This window comes from Pirellulaceae bacterium (genome assembly GCA_029243025.1).
Lineage (GTDB): Bacteria > Planctomycetota > Planctomycetia > Pirellulales > Pirellulaceae.
The window spans coordinates 35,240-51,024 of the sequence record JAQWSU010000018.1; the positions used below are offsets into that span (position 1 = coordinate 35,240).

The 15,785-nt window shown below is 52.0% G+C and carries 13 protein-coding genes; 8 read left to right on the forward strand and 5 right to left on the reverse strand.

Annotation, left to right across the window (positions count from 1 at the left end; genetic code table 11):
• Positions 1 to 228: 228 nt before the first annotated feature.
• Positions 229 to 2,616, forward strand: coding sequence for a lamin tail domain-containing protein (locus P8N76_07770; protein ID MDG2381556.1), 2,388 nt, complete (start codon positions 229 to 231; stop codon positions 2,614 to 2,616).
• A gap of 195 nt (positions 2,617 to 2,811) precedes the next feature.
• Positions 2,812 to 3,576, forward strand: coding sequence for a YdcF family protein (locus P8N76_07775; protein MDG2381557.1), 765 nt, complete (start codon positions 2,812 to 2,814; stop codon positions 3,574 to 3,576).
• Between the two features lie 67 nt (positions 3,577 to 3,643).
• On the opposite strand, the gene P8N76_07780 is transcribed toward P8N76_07775, so the two are convergent.
• The 5 genes from P8N76_07780 to P8N76_07800 form a co-directional block, all read right to left on the reverse strand.
• The gene (locus P8N76_07780; protein ID MDG2381558.1) at positions 3,644 to 4,144 is read right to left on the reverse strand and encodes a hypothetical protein; all 501 of its coding nucleotides are present in this window, start codon (positions 4,142 to 4,144) and stop codon (positions 3,644 to 3,646) included.
• Between the two features lie 10 nt (positions 4,145 to 4,154).
• Positions 4,155 to 4,448: a hypothetical protein gene (locus P8N76_07785; protein ID MDG2381559.1), complete on the reverse strand. Its 294-nt coding sequence runs from the start codon at positions 4,446 to 4,448 to the stop codon at positions 4,155 to 4,157.
• Positions 4,449 to 5,573: 1,125 nt separating this feature from the next.
• Positions 5,574 to 8,015: a c-type cytochrome gene (locus P8N76_07790; protein ID MDG2381560.1), complete on the reverse strand. Its 2,442-nt coding sequence runs from the start codon at positions 8,013 to 8,015 to the stop codon at positions 5,574 to 5,576.
• Positions 8,016 to 8,123: 108 nt separating this feature from the next.
• The gene (locus P8N76_07795; GenBank protein ID MDG2381561.1) at positions 8,124 to 8,495 is read right to left on the reverse strand and encodes a hypothetical protein; all 372 of its coding nucleotides are present in this window, start codon (positions 8,493 to 8,495) and stop codon (positions 8,124 to 8,126) included.
• 69 nt (positions 8,496 to 8,564) lie between these two features.
• Entirely contained in the window at positions 8,565 to 9,488 is a 924-nt protein-coding gene (locus P8N76_07800) for an SgcJ/EcaC family oxidoreductase (protein MDG2381562.1), read from the reverse strand.
• A gap of 639 nt (positions 9,489 to 10,127) precedes the next feature.
• Between P8N76_07800 and P8N76_07805 the strand changes: the two genes are divergently transcribed.
• From P8N76_07805 to P8N76_07830, 6 genes are all read left to right on the forward strand, one after another.
• Positions 10,128 to 10,520, forward strand: a complete 393-nt coding sequence (locus P8N76_07805; protein MDG2381563.1) for a PH domain-containing protein — start codon at positions 10,128 to 10,130, stop codon at positions 10,518 to 10,520.
• 148 nt (positions 10,521 to 10,668) lie between these two features.
• Positions 10,669 to 11,619 (forward strand): dihydrodipicolinate synthase family protein, encoded by a 951-nt coding sequence (locus P8N76_07810; protein MDG2381564.1) that lies wholly within the window; start codon positions 10,669 to 10,671, stop codon positions 11,617 to 11,619.
• A 389-nt stretch (positions 11,620 to 12,008) separates the two neighbouring features.
• A complete protein-coding gene (locus tag P8N76_07815) occupies positions 12,009 to 13,325 on the forward strand; it encodes a Gfo/Idh/MocA family oxidoreductase (protein MDG2381565.1) in 1,317 nt (438 codons plus the stop codon).
• A 280-nt stretch (positions 13,326 to 13,605) separates the two neighbouring features.
• Positions 13,606 to 14,823, forward strand: coding sequence for a cation:proton antiporter (locus P8N76_07820; GenBank protein MDG2381566.1), 1,218 nt, complete (start codon positions 13,606 to 13,608; stop codon positions 14,821 to 14,823).
• Between the two features lie 118 nt (positions 14,824 to 14,941).
• Complete coding sequence (locus P8N76_07825) at positions 14,942 to 15,547, forward strand: fumarylacetoacetate hydrolase family protein (protein MDG2381567.1); 606 nt, start codon at positions 14,942 to 14,944, stop codon at positions 15,545 to 15,547.
• Positions 15,439 to 15,747: a fumarylacetoacetate hydrolase family protein gene (locus P8N76_07830; GenBank protein MDG2381568.1), complete on the forward strand. Its 309-nt coding sequence runs from the start codon at positions 15,439 to 15,441 to the stop codon at positions 15,745 to 15,747. The genes P8N76_07825 and P8N76_07830 overlap by 109 nt, the downstream gene beginning before the upstream one ends.
• Positions 15,748 to 15,785: the final 38 nt, after the last annotated feature.

Genomic DNA, 15,785 nt, shown 5'->3' on the forward strand with positions numbered 1-15,785 from the left:
ACCTAGCACCCGCTCCGTACAAACTTCGCAAAGATGCTAAGAGCCATTAACATCCGAATGACACGGACTCTTCCGACTTCTTGTTCGCGCCGCAACGAAGCACAAGTACACTAAATGGATAAATCCAACATCCGTGTCTAGGTTGAGAGCAAACGAATGAAACCGAGGCGTACTCCAGGTCACCAACGACGGCGGTTCACAGCAGTGGAGTGCCTTGAAACGCGAGCGATGTTAACGCTTGCAATCACCGAAATCAATTTCAACCCCTACGATTCGATACCAGAACTAGGTGAATCGGCAGAGGTGATGAGCAATGAATATGAATTCATTGAATTCGCCAACCAGGGCGAATCAGCAATTGATCTTTCGGGTTATGAGTTACGAAAAACGATTGATGATCAAGGTGTGAATTTTTCCTTCGGCGCCACCAGTCTGGCTCCGATGGAACGGATCGTTGTCGTTGAAAACACGGCGGTATTTCCATCGCGCTACGGTAACAACGTGAATGTCGCGGGTGAGTGGTCCGGCGGATTAAGTAACGATCGCGAAGTGATTAGCTTATATCACAATGGCGTCCTCTTAGAGCAAGTCGAGTACAAATCAACGAGCAAATGGTCGACTCGCGCAGACGGACTGGGCGCCAGCTTAGAGCGAAAAGATTTCACCGCAGAAGACTTGAGCGACCCTGATGTGTGGCGGAGCAGCATCGAGTACGGTGGCTCACCAGGACAAGCTCCAAGAATCAACCGCGATTCACCGATTATCATCAACGAAATACTGGCCCACACCGACATCGAAAACAACGGTCATATGGATGCGATCGAATTGCATAATGTGAGCGACGAACCTGTGGATGTTAGCGGCTGGTTTTTGACTGACAACGTGGTGAGCAAAACGTTGGTTTTCTCGATTGCTCCCAACACCATCATCCCGGCTCAGGGATATCTGGTACTCACCGAAACGGACTTCAATCCCAACATGAATGGATTTGCTTTGAGCGAAGCAGGTGAACCGACCGAACCTGGCCTCGACGAAGGAGGCCTTTGGTTACTCGAAGGTGGTGACAACGGTCGTCCTGTCGCTTTCGCAGACCGGGTCACATTTACCCCAACCTTTAACGGTGCAAGTGTGGGTAACGTGCTGAACATCGACCAAAGCAGTAAATTACAGCAACTAGAATCTTTGACTTTCGGTCGAGCGAACGGTGGTCACCGAGTTGGCGAAGTAATCATCAACGAAGTTCAATATCGCCCAGCAGACGATGACGTTTTCAAGGAATTCATTGAATTGCAAAGTGGCACTTTTTCGGTAGATTTATCCGGCTGGCAAATAGCCGATGCCGTCGATGTGGTCTTTCCAGCGGAAACCATCCTGCCGGCGAATTCAACGCTTGTACTCGTCGCATTTGATCCAGCTTCATCTCCCGAACTGGCGAATGAATTTCGATCGTACTATGGAATCGACACTGACGTCGAATTGATGGCCTGGGGCGCCGACCAGGAAGGCATCCCTGATCGCCTGGATAACAGCGGCGAAACAATAACGCTGACAATGCCGGAAGCTGATCTAGAATTCGGGACTCTCTTCATTACGATTGACCAAGTGAACTTCGGTGACTCCGAACCTTGGCCGGAAGTGGCCGATGGTGATGGCGGTTCAATTCAACGACGCGATCCGATCTTATTCGGAAATTTCGCGGATTCATGGGAAGGTATTACGCCAACTCCTGGCAATCAAAATTTCGACTTGTCGAATAATGAGGAAATCTTTTTAGATACACCCATCGCGTCCAATATTGGCACGGATGGTAATTTCATTCGCGGTGAGGCCGATGTTGACCTATACCGGTTCAATCCTATTGAGACCGACGACTATTCTTTTGAGATTTCGTCAGACACCCTAACGGGTGCCCGCACTCTATTACGTGTTTTTTCGACAGATGGCACAGAACTGGCAATGCAAAAAAGTGACCAGTCAAAATCAATCGAATTAACAGTACCGTTGGAAGCTGGTGAAGAATATCTCGTTGGTGTGAATGGCGACAGTGAAAAAGCAGCCAATTATGATCCACTGATGGGCAAGGGCATTGCGATCGGAGATCTGCCAGGTACCTATAATCTGTCCGTATCAGCGAGCGAAGTACCGTTGCCACCCTGGCAGAACCCCCAGCTGCCGGAAGATGTCGACGGCAAGTCAGGCGTCTCGCCAATCGACGCCCTGATCGTAATCAACTGGCTAAACAAAAACCCCAGCGGGGTGCTCCCCTCCCCTGGGGAATCCGGGCCGCCCCCCTATCTGGACGTGAATGGCGACGGATCGGTTTCGCCAATTGATCCGCTGTTTGTCATCAATTACTTGAATAACCAAGCCAAGCAAACGGCAATCGCAGCTCGTCCCATTGATCTTTTGGTCTCACCACAAATCAACACAAGCACATCCTTCGATTTAGATTTCAGGACCGAGTATTCTGAGAACTACCACGAACTTGTTACCAAGCCGCTGCCTGCCGCTGTCGACCTACTATTCACGGACGACGACGATCCTAGAAAGCGAAAATCAAACCCCAACTTAGCCTCTCTCCAGCCGCTCGATCTCGCCACCAATAATTCAATTTGACCCGACCGAGACGAGCGACGAAACATTAATCCGAGATGGGCGACGGAGCGGGCGCAGGATTCGTTCGAAATCACCCAGGCCTCGTGTTCCACCTGGACTCACGTTTTTCGGTAAAACAGACTGGACTTGTGATTGCACCTAGAGGAAGTTACACGTTCGCCGCTTGGATTGTCGATTCCCCCCCGACCGCTCAATATGTATTACCTCATTACCAGCCTACTTGAGCCGCTTCCGTTGCTACTCATCTTGTTGGGTGTGGGGCTCTTGAGCATCCGGATCCGATCAGGGTCCAACTCGAATCCATTGCGGTTTGCCTGGCTGATCTATTCGGTGTTAGTCGTTGTTTCGTTACCAGCCTTTTCTTATCTTGCGTTGGGAACGCTCGAATGGCAGTATTCGCCGAACATTCGGCTCCCTGAAGACCCCCAGGCCATCGTTGTGCTGTCGGGCTATACGAAAGAAGTCCAGCACGATCTGGAGGTCGTTTTAGGCGATGACACGCTCTATCGATGCCTCACAGCCAGCAACGTCTATCAAGCGCGGCCATGTCCGATCATTCTCTGTGGTGGCAAAGTCCATCAAGACGATGCAACTCCGGCGCTTGCCGAGGCCATGCAAGCGTTTCTCATTTCTCAGGCTATCCCTGAAGATCAGATCATCGTCGAATCGACCTCACATAGCACCTACGAAAATGCTGTCGAAGCGGCAAAGCTAATACGTGAACGGGGCTTTAAATCACCCATTCTACTTGTGACCGACGTTACTCATCTAGCAAGAAGTGAACGCTGCTTCAACAAACAGGGGATTGATGTCGTCCCGATCGGATGCCGCTTTAAAACACCAAGATTCGAGTGGCGTTACTATCAATTCATCCCGAATCCTGGCGCGATTGAATCCGTTCACATCGTGGCACATGAATGGCTAGGCTTAGGATGGTATTGGTTGCGAGATCGCATTTAAGCCAACGACCAGATTTCTTCCCCAGGCTCTTGACGCGTGGCTCTTGACACGCTGCGGTCGGACCTGGTCACTCCTTACTCCGACGCCGCTTCAGCGCGTCGACAATTGCGTTGATTAGCGGCACCAAGCTGGCGAGCCCCGAAAAACCACTTTGCACACCAGAAGAGAGCGCAGCAACACGGCTTTGTAGATCCTGAAATTCCGCACCAACTTGAGCGACCTTGTCTTTCATCTTATTCGCATCGGCCGTGAAATCATTGATCACTAACTCCCGAATCTCCCTCGCCATTTCTTCCTCGCGACCTGGTCGCAGTCGCATTGCGACGACGACCAGTACAACAGCGAGTAAGGCGTTTACGCCAGCGATGATAAAGGCTGAATTCGCATTACTGACGTACTCAGCAAGCAACTCATAGGCACCCACATTGAGCATGACAATCGTCAATAAAACCAATCCCACGGCCACTGCAAACAGCTTGGCCTGAGTGGCAATGCGTTGAGCATGAATCCGTGCCAACGTCGATTCGGCACGGGCAAGCATTTTGAGTCTCGTGATCGTTTCGTCCATTATCTATTCCTCAACGCAAGTAGCGACCGAAGATGATACCTATCGTAAACACCGTGATGCACGTGATCGTTGGTAAGTCACGCATCTCATGCTCGACCAACTGCATCAACTCTTCGAACTGATGCTTAATGACCGAATCATTTCCCGACGTAGGAGTCGTTGAGTCGGGAGCTGGATCCACGGCGTCAACCGTTGGCTCGTCCGCATCGGTTCCTCGCGATTCTGCTGCATCGCATCGGGCGGTGAGTTCAGCAACCTCCGCACGCAGACGTTCCAGCTCTTGTTCCATGCTGACTTTGCCCATTTGATTACTCTCCCTAAAACCGGACGTGGGCGATCTCACCCTCGAAACTGCCAGAATCGTACACGACGATGAATCGGTTCGGCTGTACAAAGCATCAACTTCACCAAGACGATTTTCAATTCCGTTTGACAAAGCCGTTACGAATTCATCGCCCGTCTCGGAGACGCCGGCATCCCAAGGCATACTCCCTACAGAGAGAATAGCCTAAAAGAAAAGCTCTTCCTTGCCGTCTGGCTAAGGAAGAGCTTTAAATCAAGTTACAAAAGTCGGCTTATGAAGCTTAGTGCTCTGAGCCTGCTTCCGTATCGCAGCAGGACCATGGCTGACAACATTCGCCAGCGTCACAGCAGTCGAGCCCAGCGTCACAACACTCGAGCCCAGCGTCACAGCAGTCGAGCCCCGCGTCACAACAGTCCGAGCCTAGTGCTTCTGAACCGCAGCAAGCTCCTCCCACATCACAACAGGCAAGATTCCGCTCGCAGCAGTTATCACCGCTCGTATCAATTGCAGGGGAAGTGCCGATTGCCGCCACCGCAAGTCCGGCCCCGAACAGCAAAACCAAAGTCATCTTTGTCAACATAATCTGTCTCCAGTTCGTTATCTCAGCCACTCAGCGCAAGCCTTCCACGCGAGTGCCAAATGATAAATTGAAACGCAAAAGAAGTAGACCGTGTGAAGAATCTAAAGTCGCCACACGCACTGGAGAATGCGAACTGCTGGTCCGGCGTCGACTAATTGGTCGGCAGCCACTGAATTCCAACTGTGTTCTACGGGAAGAACAAGAGGCTCAATGACCGACCAGCCCGATGGCTCGTCAACTGTCAACTCGCCAGCATGAGGTCGGAAAGGGACGTCGTCTTTACAACAACAATCGAAGGGAATAGCGGGTGCCGATTCGGGTTGCAAAGCCTTGCTTTGGCAACACCCTTTTTCGCCGGAATCACTCACCATTCGCGCGGGGAGCTCACAACAGCCGAAAGCTCGAAATGCAATGGCGACGGCGACCGTTAAACCGAATATCTGTGCTCGCGGATTAGACATGCAGCCATTATACGCAATGTCCACGTCGGGGGCAGCATTCCGAAACTTATGCTGCGACTCTTGCTTCACTCGCTGGGCCCTATCTCAGCGAGACAACAACGAAATCAGGTCTCGCAATTCCTGGACAGAATATTGTTGGTGGATGCCAGCAGGCATAATCGACTGAGTGTCCAGCTTTCGATGCGCGATCATCTCGCGAGAAACGCTAATTTGCCGCCCATCAGTGGTCAAGAACTTCTCCTCCTCTTTTGAGACCCCCAATGAAAGGGCTGTAAACACTCGCCCGTCAACCGTCTCAATTAGCCAGGGCACGTATCGCGGACCAATTTCCTGACTTGGGTGCAGGATCGATTGAACCAAGCGTGAACGGTCGACCCGTTTTCCGATCGAAGTCAGGTCCGGGCCGAGATCCGCACCGCGACCGTCATAACGATGGCAGTTTGCACACCTGGTCGAAGAGTGACCAAAGAAAACTCGCCAGCCTCTTTCGGCATCTCCTGGCAGCTTCGGATCTAGCAATTGTGATTCAACGGCTGCGACCGACAACTTTGCATTCTCTGGCGCTTGTGAGCTATGAGAGAGCACTCGCGAGGCTTCTTGCCTCAACGCCTTGACGGGCGACTTCGCAAGCCGCTCAAGGCCTCTTTTCGCCGCGAGCTCCTCTGGGTTGATGCCGGTTAATACGATCGCCTGGAAGGGTGCCGAAAGACGACGATCACCGATCACCGCCCAACGTGCGGGATCGACAGCTGATTTTTGGCTAATGGCGAGTGTGCGGGCCGCCTCCATCCGAACTTTTTGATCTAGCTGATCGTTTTGTATCAGCCGTTGCAACAACTCACCGGTTAAGGACTCATGTTCTGGCGGTAATGTTTTGAGCGCCATCGCTTGTAGGTTAGGTCGAGATTCCTCTCGTAAACTTTCCAACAAAGTCTGTTCCCCGACGATCACTCCGCTGACAACGGCGCCTTGATCCAGCCAGTCGCGCGCGGCAAGAACTCCACGCAGCAGTTGCACGGGCACGTCACCCTCTTCCAGGAGTAAGTCGAGTGATGGGCGAAACTGCTTGAGTTGTTCGCCGGCGATCCAACGAACCGCATACAATTGAACGGCTGAGGAGTCATCTTTAAGTGCCTTTGCAAGTATCGCACCTCGTTGTCGATCCGACAAATCACTGCGTCTCGCTGCCTCCAGGATGGCCAGTCGCTGCCGCGGGTCACTGAGTCCATCCAGACTTTCGGGCGTCAAATGCGACGAGTTCTTCAAGCTCATCATGGCAGCATGGTGGAGATAAGGATCTGCCGACGATAGCGCCTCCCAGTCGATCGTGTCGCTACCCGCCACCCGCGCAGCCTGATCTTCATCGGCACTCAACTTGGTGACGGCTCCAAGCGGGAGAGGCGATTTCCACGTCAGCCGCCAAATTCGTCCCTGTTGATGGACGTTGTAACTCTTGTCGACCCAGTCGGTAAAATAAAGCGCCCCATCGGGGGCAATCGCCAGATCAACCGGACGAAACATCTGATTTCCCTGAACCACCACCTCACGATCGGCTGTCACCGACGCACCTTTTGGTTTCAGTCGAAACCGTTCGATCCGATACTCGCCCCAACTCGTGCTGTAAAGCTGGCCATGCCATAACAAAATACCGGACGGCGCTTCACTCGTTGCGGCCGCCATGGGTAATGTACCCGGCAACTCTCCATCCCAGGCCTGCAGGGGATGTTTTCCGGATCGCCCGTAACGAAATTGGTATCCGTAATCGCCACCGGGCACGACATGCAATAATCGACAAGGAGGACTCGCATCGGGATCATTGCCAACAGTAAATAGTCGCCCCACTGAATCAGTACAGATACTGAACGGATTCCAAAATCCTGTCGCAATCAATTCGATCCCGTGACCATCCAGCCGACAACGGTAGATATTTCCACCTTCTCCACCGCCGCGCAGAGTTTTCCCATCGGCTCCCACTAACGTGTAACTCTCACCAAGATTCTCACCCAAGCCAAAGTAAAGATTGCCGAGCTTATCAAAGCAAAGCCCGCAAAGGCCGTTATGTGGATAATCACCCTCGGTATTCAAGGTAGCGATCACTTCTCGACGATCTGCTTTTCCGTCCCCATCTTGATCCTGAGTTCGAAACACTTGCATGCGAGTGGCGATGTAAATCCACGAATCGGGACCACGCCGCAAACTCATTGTCTTTTGCGTGCCATCCAAAAACGTACGAAATCGGTCCGCACGTCCATCGCCGTCCAGATCCTCAACAATCTTGATCCGATCCGATTTCGGCCCAGGATAATCATCGCCGGGGAAATGCGTGTGCGATTCGATCACCAAGAGTCGCCCCAATTGATCAAAGGTTAGACCAACGGGCGTCACAATATCTGGAGCTTCCGCAAAGAGTTCCAGAGTCAGACGATTGTCAAGAACCGAGGGTAGAGATGGTGCCTCTTGCCCGACGGTCGGAACGCCGACAGAAACCACCAACGAGCAACAGATCAGAGACGCGAACCGTCCCATCACAGATTTCCTTTAAAATGGGAAACTCGGCGTCCAATCGGATGCGCCCAAGCGGGCGCAGGTGTGAACGCTGCACCTTTTTTAATCGATTCCGCTCACAAAAGAAACTCAAAACGGTGTGGTAAAGGGAACTCGATAGGGATTTGAAAACTGATGATACTGATACGGGTTTTGGTAGGTATACGGATTCGCGTAAGACTCGTTGTAATGGTATCCCCCGTAAGGTGAATAGGTAAACGGTGACGGTGCGGCATGGTAGTAACCAACCGAGGGATGATAACTCATCGAACCAAAACCGGGCCTCAGATTGTTGCTGCCTGGCAAGGCGCTCGGCTGCATTCCCATGGCACCCATCGGTGCAACAGAAAAACTACCCGCATGGTAGGCACCCAAGCCACCACGTGCTTGAACTTCACTTGCAGTCGCCCAGGTCAAAGTCAAAATACTGATGCAAATAATCGCTGCAAATCGTCGCCACATTATATTTTCTCCGAAGTTGGAAACCCGTCTTGTTGATTATAATTCACTGATGCATGTGAGCAATTCAAGTCAAAATTGCCGATAAGGTTTCACCTTTACCACAAGATCTCTGAGTTGCTTTTCGCCGACCTTTCGATCGGTTGTCCGCCAGGTTTGAACGCCGTTTTCGGCAATCGAAATAGTTTCCATCGACGTGACAACTTGCCCGCCACGCAAGGCCTCTTGCGTCTTCACAGTCCACTTTCCATCCTGCTCGGCCCAAAGGCCAGTCACAATTCCCCCCTGTGAGTTGAAGGTCCACGATCGAATCTGCTCCCCGGGAGCATACCATCCGATCCACTGGGTTCCCGTATTTGTCACTTTACCATTCACGGTTGCGGTGAACTCACGAATCAAGAAGTTGTGGTTAATCGACCACCGGCAGGAGGTATGGATGATTGGGATGGGTTTTTGATCTTTTTTGCCGGTCAGGGGCAGGTCATCAATCCAGCGACCAAGCAGCCAATCAAGAGCCTTCAAGTGCTTGAAATTCGATGGCGGCAAAGGCGGTCCTTCGTGGACACTGTATAGCAGCCAGTCGCCTTGATGCTTCACATGGGTCGCCGTGTAATGCCCGCCGACCGCTTGATCACGACCGGGCAACGTGGTCGTAGTTGTCCCCATTTCGAGGGCCACATCCGGCTGCGGAAAACGAATCGATTCAATATTTATGTCGATTGACGCCCCCGCGTGCTCAGAAAACAGCTTCGTGAAGGCAGCGGCGATCGCTTCACGGCCACGCTGTACTTGTCCGGTTTGGTCAATATTTTCGCCGTGGGGAACCCAAAGGTTTGCAAGTGCCTTGGCATCACCCTGGTTAAAGGCCGCGCGAAAAGTGTTCGCACTGCTTCGAATCGCCTGCTCGTTTGAATCGTTACCTGAGCTTTGCCCGACCGTGACCGAGGTGACCAATAGAACGAGCCAAACGCCGCCACAAGAACTGATGCGACTCATACAACTATACTCCCGTGAACTGATAACTAGACACAAACCAACGTGTCTCTAGTGTACGTCTCGAGTAAGAAAAAGCTGGCGTCCATTCTGTTCTGCGAAACATTTCCGACTGCCTGACAAACAAAATCGAGCTGGCAGCTTTCGCGACGATTCCTTGCGAACTCCCCATTCGCATGAACGGCAATCCAAATTGAAAATCAGAACTTTCCGAACGCAGATCGGAATAACAAAAGGAAAGATGACAACTCGAGGGTAGGAACCGAGTAGTCCTCGCCAGCGCAACAATCATTAAGATCGGAATGGTTATTGCTTCCGCCGTCGAAAACGGAGCAAGAAAGGTGCCGAACACGGACTCGCCCCCTATTTCAGTCTGCTTGATTTGGCAGAAGCGTTGGTTTCTCTTTTGCTGGTTCACCTATTGCGGCGGGCATCTTGCCTTGGCCAACCGGTGGATCGACTCACATCAAGAAACAGCATCAGTCGGCAAATTCGTCGCAGGCACTTCTGAGATCTTCCTTTGCATGATCTGCCTCGCTCCTTTCCCCGGCCACCGATTCTGCCGGAGGTCGAAATACAATATGTTAGTAGTTTCGTCGATTGGAAGATGCAGTCCCATTGTCATGAAAAGGCGAGGCAGCGATGGTCGAAACTGAACCGGTTCTTTACGAAGCTCACCCCTCGATGTTCCGCAACCATCCTTTTTATTTCATGCTTTGCCTTGTTTTGATCGCAGCGTACGGTCTTGGGTTAATCCTTCTGCTTATTTGGTGGATCAAATCATTGGGTACCACGCTCACCGTCACCAACGACCAGACAACACTCCGCAAAGGTATTTTGTCAAAGTTCACCAATGATGTGTTTCACAGCAACGTACGAAACATCCAAGTACGACAAACTTTTTTCCAGAGGATACTGAACGTGGGTTGGATTGGGATTTCCAGCGCGGGACAGGACGGCTTGGAAATCGAAATCAACGGCATACCGGATCCAGAAGCCGTCAAGCAGTTGATCGACGATCACCGCACAAAATAGACGTCAAAAAATAGCGACTTTGGCGACAATTTTCCTGAGCACTTGCCGCTGCAGGACTACCACTCGTAACGCGACCCTGTAAATTAATGATTCGCCGGTCGGCAAGGTGATCGACTGGATGACGCTACTATGGTGAGTCGAGACACACATGGACAAACATGTCTTTTGCGGATGCATACCGGCATTAATGACTCCCTGCAACGCGGATCGCACTCCGAACTTCACGGCCTTGGTCGCGAAAGCTCAACAGTTAATCGCGTCGGGAATGACGGCGGTTGTCTACTGTGGATCCATGGGCGATTGGCCACTGCTGACAGACGAACAACGCAAAGAAGGTGTGCATCAACTCGTCGAAGCGGGCATACCCGTCATCGTTGGAACAGGGGCGCAAAACACGACGCGCGCAACGGACCATGCAGCACACGCTCAGAAAGTGGGTGCCCAAGGACTGATGGTCATTCCGCGTCTGTTATCTCGAGGCACGTCCCCAGCAGCCCAAAAGCAACATTTTTCGAGTATTCTGTCGGCGGCTCCCGATCTACCGGCAGTCATCTACAACAGTCCCTACTACGGATTCGAAACTCGAGCCGATCTATTCTTTGATGTACGGCGTTCATTCCCGAACTTGGTTGGGTTTAAAGAATTTGGTGGCCGAGACGCATTGAGTTATGCAGCCGAGCACATCACTCACGCCGATCCAGATCTGGTGTTGATGGCCGGCGTCGACACTCAGGTATTTCACGGTTTCCTTCGCTGCGGCGCTCGAGGTGCCATCACGGGAATTGGCAACTGTTTGCCGAACGAAGTTTTACGACTGATCGGCCTATGTAACTTAGCCGTCGCCGGTGACGAAGAGGCGCGAAAATTGGCTGAGGAGCTTGAGCAAGCACTGGAAATCCTTTCCACCTTCGACGAAGGTCCTGACCTTGTGCTTTATTACAAGCACCTCCTCGTTTTATTAGGTGAATTGGAATATGAATACCATTTCAATCCAAGTGACGAATTGAGTCCGAGCCAGAAACGATTCGCAGAAATGCAACTTCAGTTGTTCCAAAATTGGTGGGCGACTTGGCCGGGAGCAACCGTCGCCACCGCATAGCCCGCGACCACCAACTCGCCGATCCACAACTTGCTCAGCGCCCTCAGCCCGACCTCGCAGCGTCTGGGACTCCAATTCCCACAACAGGACCCGCCCGGCTCTCCTCGCTAATCTGCCAGCGGGTCGATCGGCATTCTCGATCTTGAACGGCTGTGCCGGCACTTAGTGTTGAGCAGCGATTGATAGTTCAGAATGCGACTTGCACACTCCCTGCGTTTCCTCCGATCGCATAGTTTCTGTATCAAACCCTCATATTCAACCATCGGCTCCAGCTGCCGATTCAGCGTCATCCTTGCGACTATCGAGAGAAAAATGATTGCCAAATAGCTCTTTTTCTCGCTAGAATCATAGTACGTTCAGTCCTGTGAACGAACCAGGAGACAAGAGCGATGAAGCGACGTAACTTTCTTACTCAAACGGCAGTGGCCGCCGGTCTATCGGTCACTCTACCATCGACAGCATCAAGCTCGTTAACCAATGATCGAATTACGATCGCCATGATTGGGGTGCGTGGTCGAGGCAACAGCGTCCTCAAAGCGTTTACGGAAAATCCCCAGGTCGATGTCAAGTATATCTGTGACGTCGATGAAACGGTTCTACAACGTCGAACGACTGAATTGATTAAACGAACAGGTCGTCCGACAGAAGCCGTAAACGATTTCCGTAGGTGCATTGACGACCCGGCCGTCAACGCGATTGTGCTGGCAACGCCCACTCACTGGCATGCAATCCCAACCATCATGGCATGCCAAGCGGGCAAGGATGTCTATGTAGAAAAACCTGATGCGCATAATGCCGTCGAAGGACGCTTAATGGTGAAAGCAGCCAAGCAGCACGAACGGATTATCCAGCTGGGCACCCAATCTCGCAGCGGCCAATTTTTTCAAGACATGGTGCAATTCATGAAAGAGGGTAAGATTGGCCGCCCGTTATTTGCCAAGGCGTGGGAAAGCTGTCGGCAAGGCTCACTCGGCCACCCACCTGACAGCTCCCCACCCGCGGGTGTTGACTACGACATGTGGCTCGGCCCGGCGCCAAAACGAACATTTAATCCGATGAGATTTCACGGTAACTGGCGTTGGTTCTTTGACTACGGCGCGGGTGATTTAGGAAACGACGGTGTTCATCGGTTAGACACCACTCGCTGGGCTTTCGAAGCCGCTTTGAAGGGCGCCAACCAACCCGCACTGGGCTCTCTGCAAGCCATTTCGGCACATGGCGGAAAGTGCTATTTCGATGACATCCAGGAATGGCCTGACAACTTGATGATTACCTACGACTACGGCCAAGGACGCATCATGACCTACGAAATGCGTCTTTGGAGCCCCTATCCGTTAGAAGGAGAGACCGAAGGTGGAGCGGTTTACGGTGACGAAGGCTATGTCATCATCGGAAATAATCGCTGGCGTGCTTTTGAAAAAGGCGGCAAGCTCGTTAAGGAACAGGCCGGGAGTTACCACGGCAATGATGTTTCACACGTGAATAATTTTCTGGATTGCATGCGCAGCCGGACGAAGCCCAACGCAGACTTGGAGACTATCGGCCATCCGTCGAGCCTGATGTGCCACCTAGGCAACGCAGCTTGGCGTGTGGGTCGAACCATTCGCTTTGATGCCGAGACCTATACTTGCAGCGATGACCCAACGGCAAATCAATTCTTGACGCGGCCAAAATACCGTAAACCGTGGACCCTTCCGAGCGTTTAGGCAGGCTGGATCAAGGGCCTGGATGGCTCCAATGAAACAAATCCTGGCAAGTGATTCGCGTCACCTACCTCGGCGAGGTTCATGGGACGGCACGGTTCCTTTCAACAAAGAGCTTCTGATGGCGACTCGGTTGGCAGCCAGCAGACAAGCCAACAATTCTTACCGTGCTGGGCAAGCTCGCGTTGAACTAAACGTCTCGTTACACCAGAATAGCGTCTCTCCCAAAACGAGCCCTTGATTGGCGCACGAGTTGCCCCGATCTGCTAGGAGCATTGCCCCGTTGTTAACTGAAATCGCCATTCTGATCCTTACCTCGCTGCTAGGAAATTTCATCTTCCTTCAATGTGGCTTGCCGGGAATCCTGGGAATGATCGGAGCAGGCGTGCTACTCGGTCCAAGTGGTTTCAACTTATTGAGCGCCGAAGTGCTCATGCTATTGACGGAGTTCAAAACGGTCGCATTGATCGTGATTCTGATCCGTGCAGGCCTGGGAATCAGCAAAGAAACTCTGAACCGGATCGGCGGTCCTGCCATCCGAATGGGATTTGTGCCCTGCCTAGCCGAGGGCACAATCATCACGCTGGCAGCCCATTGGTTACTCGATCTCCCATGCTTCGAAGCTGGCATGTTGGGATTTATCGTTGCTGCCGTATCTCCCGCGGTCGTCGTCCCGCAAATGCTTGAGCTGAAAGAAAATGGCTTCGGAAAGAAAAAAGAAGTTCCGACACTGATTTTGGCTGGCGCTTCGGTGGACGATGTGTTCGCGATTACGATTTTTGGAGCCTTTACCAGCCTTGCGACCGGCGTTTCCGCCAACTGGCTCAGACTCGCGATCAGTCTTCCAGCTGGGATCCTAATTGGCGCCGGCATCGGTATCCTGATCGGTTACCTGCTCGTTTGGTTCTTCAAACGATATCATTTGCGAGATACCAAGAAGATCATTCTCTTCATGATCATTGCAGTCGCTTTTTACGATCTTTGCGAGTCCCCCCAAGTCCAAGCAATCGTACCCATCACTGCCCTACTGGGCATCATGGCAATCGGATTTGTAATACTTGAACGCTACGACACACTCGCCAATCGCTTGGCGTCAAAGTTTCAAAAGATTTGGGTGCTGGCGGAAATTTTGCTATTCGCCTATATCGGTGCCGAAGTACAGCTTCGTGAACTGACGACTGGTATTGTCGGCGTTGGCCTGCTGATTCTGGCGATCGGGCTGGTGGCTCGCAGTGGTGGAGTTTGGGTTTCCCTTCTCGGCTCTCAATTGAATAGCCGAGAACGCATTTTCTGCATGATTTCCTACCTCCCCAAAGCCACCGTGCAAGCGGCCATGGGCGCAGTCCCACTATCGATGGTCCTGGATGGCAAAATGACCAGCATGACCGCAGCCAGTGGCAAGACAATTCTTGCCATCGCAGTGCTGAGCATCGTCGTGACGGCGCCCCTTGGTGCAATTGGAGTCAAGATCTCAGGCCCAAGGCTCTTAAAAAAGGACTGACCACCGTGTTAGCAGTCACCCTGAGCGGACTTGCCAGAGTGACTAATTTGCGACAAGATCTGGACACCTCCAACAACATCATGCATCGGAGTGGCATTAAACGGGACAGGAATTCAACGTGAAATTCATTCGATACCACGATTCATCTGGCGTTACTCACTTTGGTTGCCAACATACCGACGGCAGAACAACACGCATCGACGGCGACCTTTTCGGCGAATATTCCGATTCAGGTAGTCCGGCTGATATCTCCAAACCGTTAGCGCCACTCGTGCCAACTGACATTCTCTGCATCGGACTCAACTACGCTCGTCACGCAGCAGAAGGCAACCAAACACTCCCAGACTATCCAATCCTATTCATGAAAAATATCGGTGCTCTGCAGAATCCGGGCGACCCAATCGTCATCCCGCAGACACTCCAATGTAAAAAAGTTGACTTTGAATGTGAACTGGCCGTAGTCATTGGAAAAGAATGTCTCAATGTGTCTGCCGACGACGCGTTGAATCACGTACTCGGATACACCTGTGCACACGACGTCAGCGAACATCATTGGCAAATGAACGGTGGAGGAGGTCAATGGTGTCGAGCAAAGACATTTGCACCTTTTGTCCGCTGGGCCCCTGCGTCGTCACCGCGGATGAAATCCCTGATCCCCAGACACTTTCGATCAAGACAACCATTAATGGCGAGATCATGCAAGACTGGACCACAAGTGACATGATCTTTCCAGTCGCAAAGCTCATCGAATTTCTCAGCGCAAGTACACGCCTGTTGCCCGGCACCGTAATCCTGACAGGAACACCTCATGGTATTGGAGCCGGAAGAACTCCACCTATTTTCCTCAAACCGGGTGAGAGTGTAACGATTTCCATTGAAAAGATTGGTGACTTAGTAAACCCGGTTGTCGCCGAATCACATTAACAGCGCGTCAAATGCTGGACTTAATGCTCTTTCTCTGA

What these genes read in the sequence shown, in the direction of transcription:
- P8N76_07795 (MDG2381561.1), bottom strand. Translation starts at nt 8,495, where the DNA reads ATGTGGCGACGATTTGCAGCGATTATTTGCATCAGTATTTTGACTTTG.
- P8N76_07775 (MDG2381557.1), top strand. Translation starts at nt 2,812, where the DNA reads ATGTATTACCTCATTACCAGCCTACTTGAGCCGCTTCCGTTGCTACTC.
- P8N76_07790 (MDG2381560.1), bottom strand. Translation starts at nt 8,015, where the DNA reads ATGGGACGGTTCGCGTCTCTGATCTGTTGCTCGTTGGTGGTTTCTGTC.
- P8N76_07815 (MDG2381565.1), top strand. Translation starts at nt 12,009, where the DNA reads ATGAAGCGACGTAACTTTCTTACTCAAACGGCAGTGGCCGCCGGTCTA.
- P8N76_07800 (MDG2381562.1), bottom strand. Translation starts at nt 9,488, where the DNA reads ATGAGTCGCATCAGTTCTTGTGGCGGCGTTTGGCTCGTTCTATTGGTC.
- P8N76_07810 (MDG2381564.1), top strand. Translation starts at nt 10,669, where the DNA reads ATGGACAAACATGTCTTTTGCGGATGCATACCGGCATTAATGACTCCC.
- P8N76_07785 (MDG2381559.1), bottom strand. Translation starts at nt 4,448, where the DNA reads ATGGGCAAAGTCAGCATGGAACAAGAGCTGGAACGTCTGCGTGCGGAG.
- P8N76_07805 (MDG2381563.1), top strand. Translation starts at nt 10,128, where the DNA reads ATGGTCGAAACTGAACCGGTTCTTTACGAAGCTCACCCCTCGATGTTC.
- P8N76_07780 (MDG2381558.1), bottom strand. Translation starts at nt 4,144, where the DNA reads ATGGACGAAACGATCACGAGACTCAAAATGCTTGCCCGTGCCGAATCG.
- P8N76_07770 (MDG2381556.1), top strand. Translation starts at nt 229, where the DNA reads ATGTTAACGCTTGCAATCACCGAAATCAATTTCAACCCCTACGATTCG.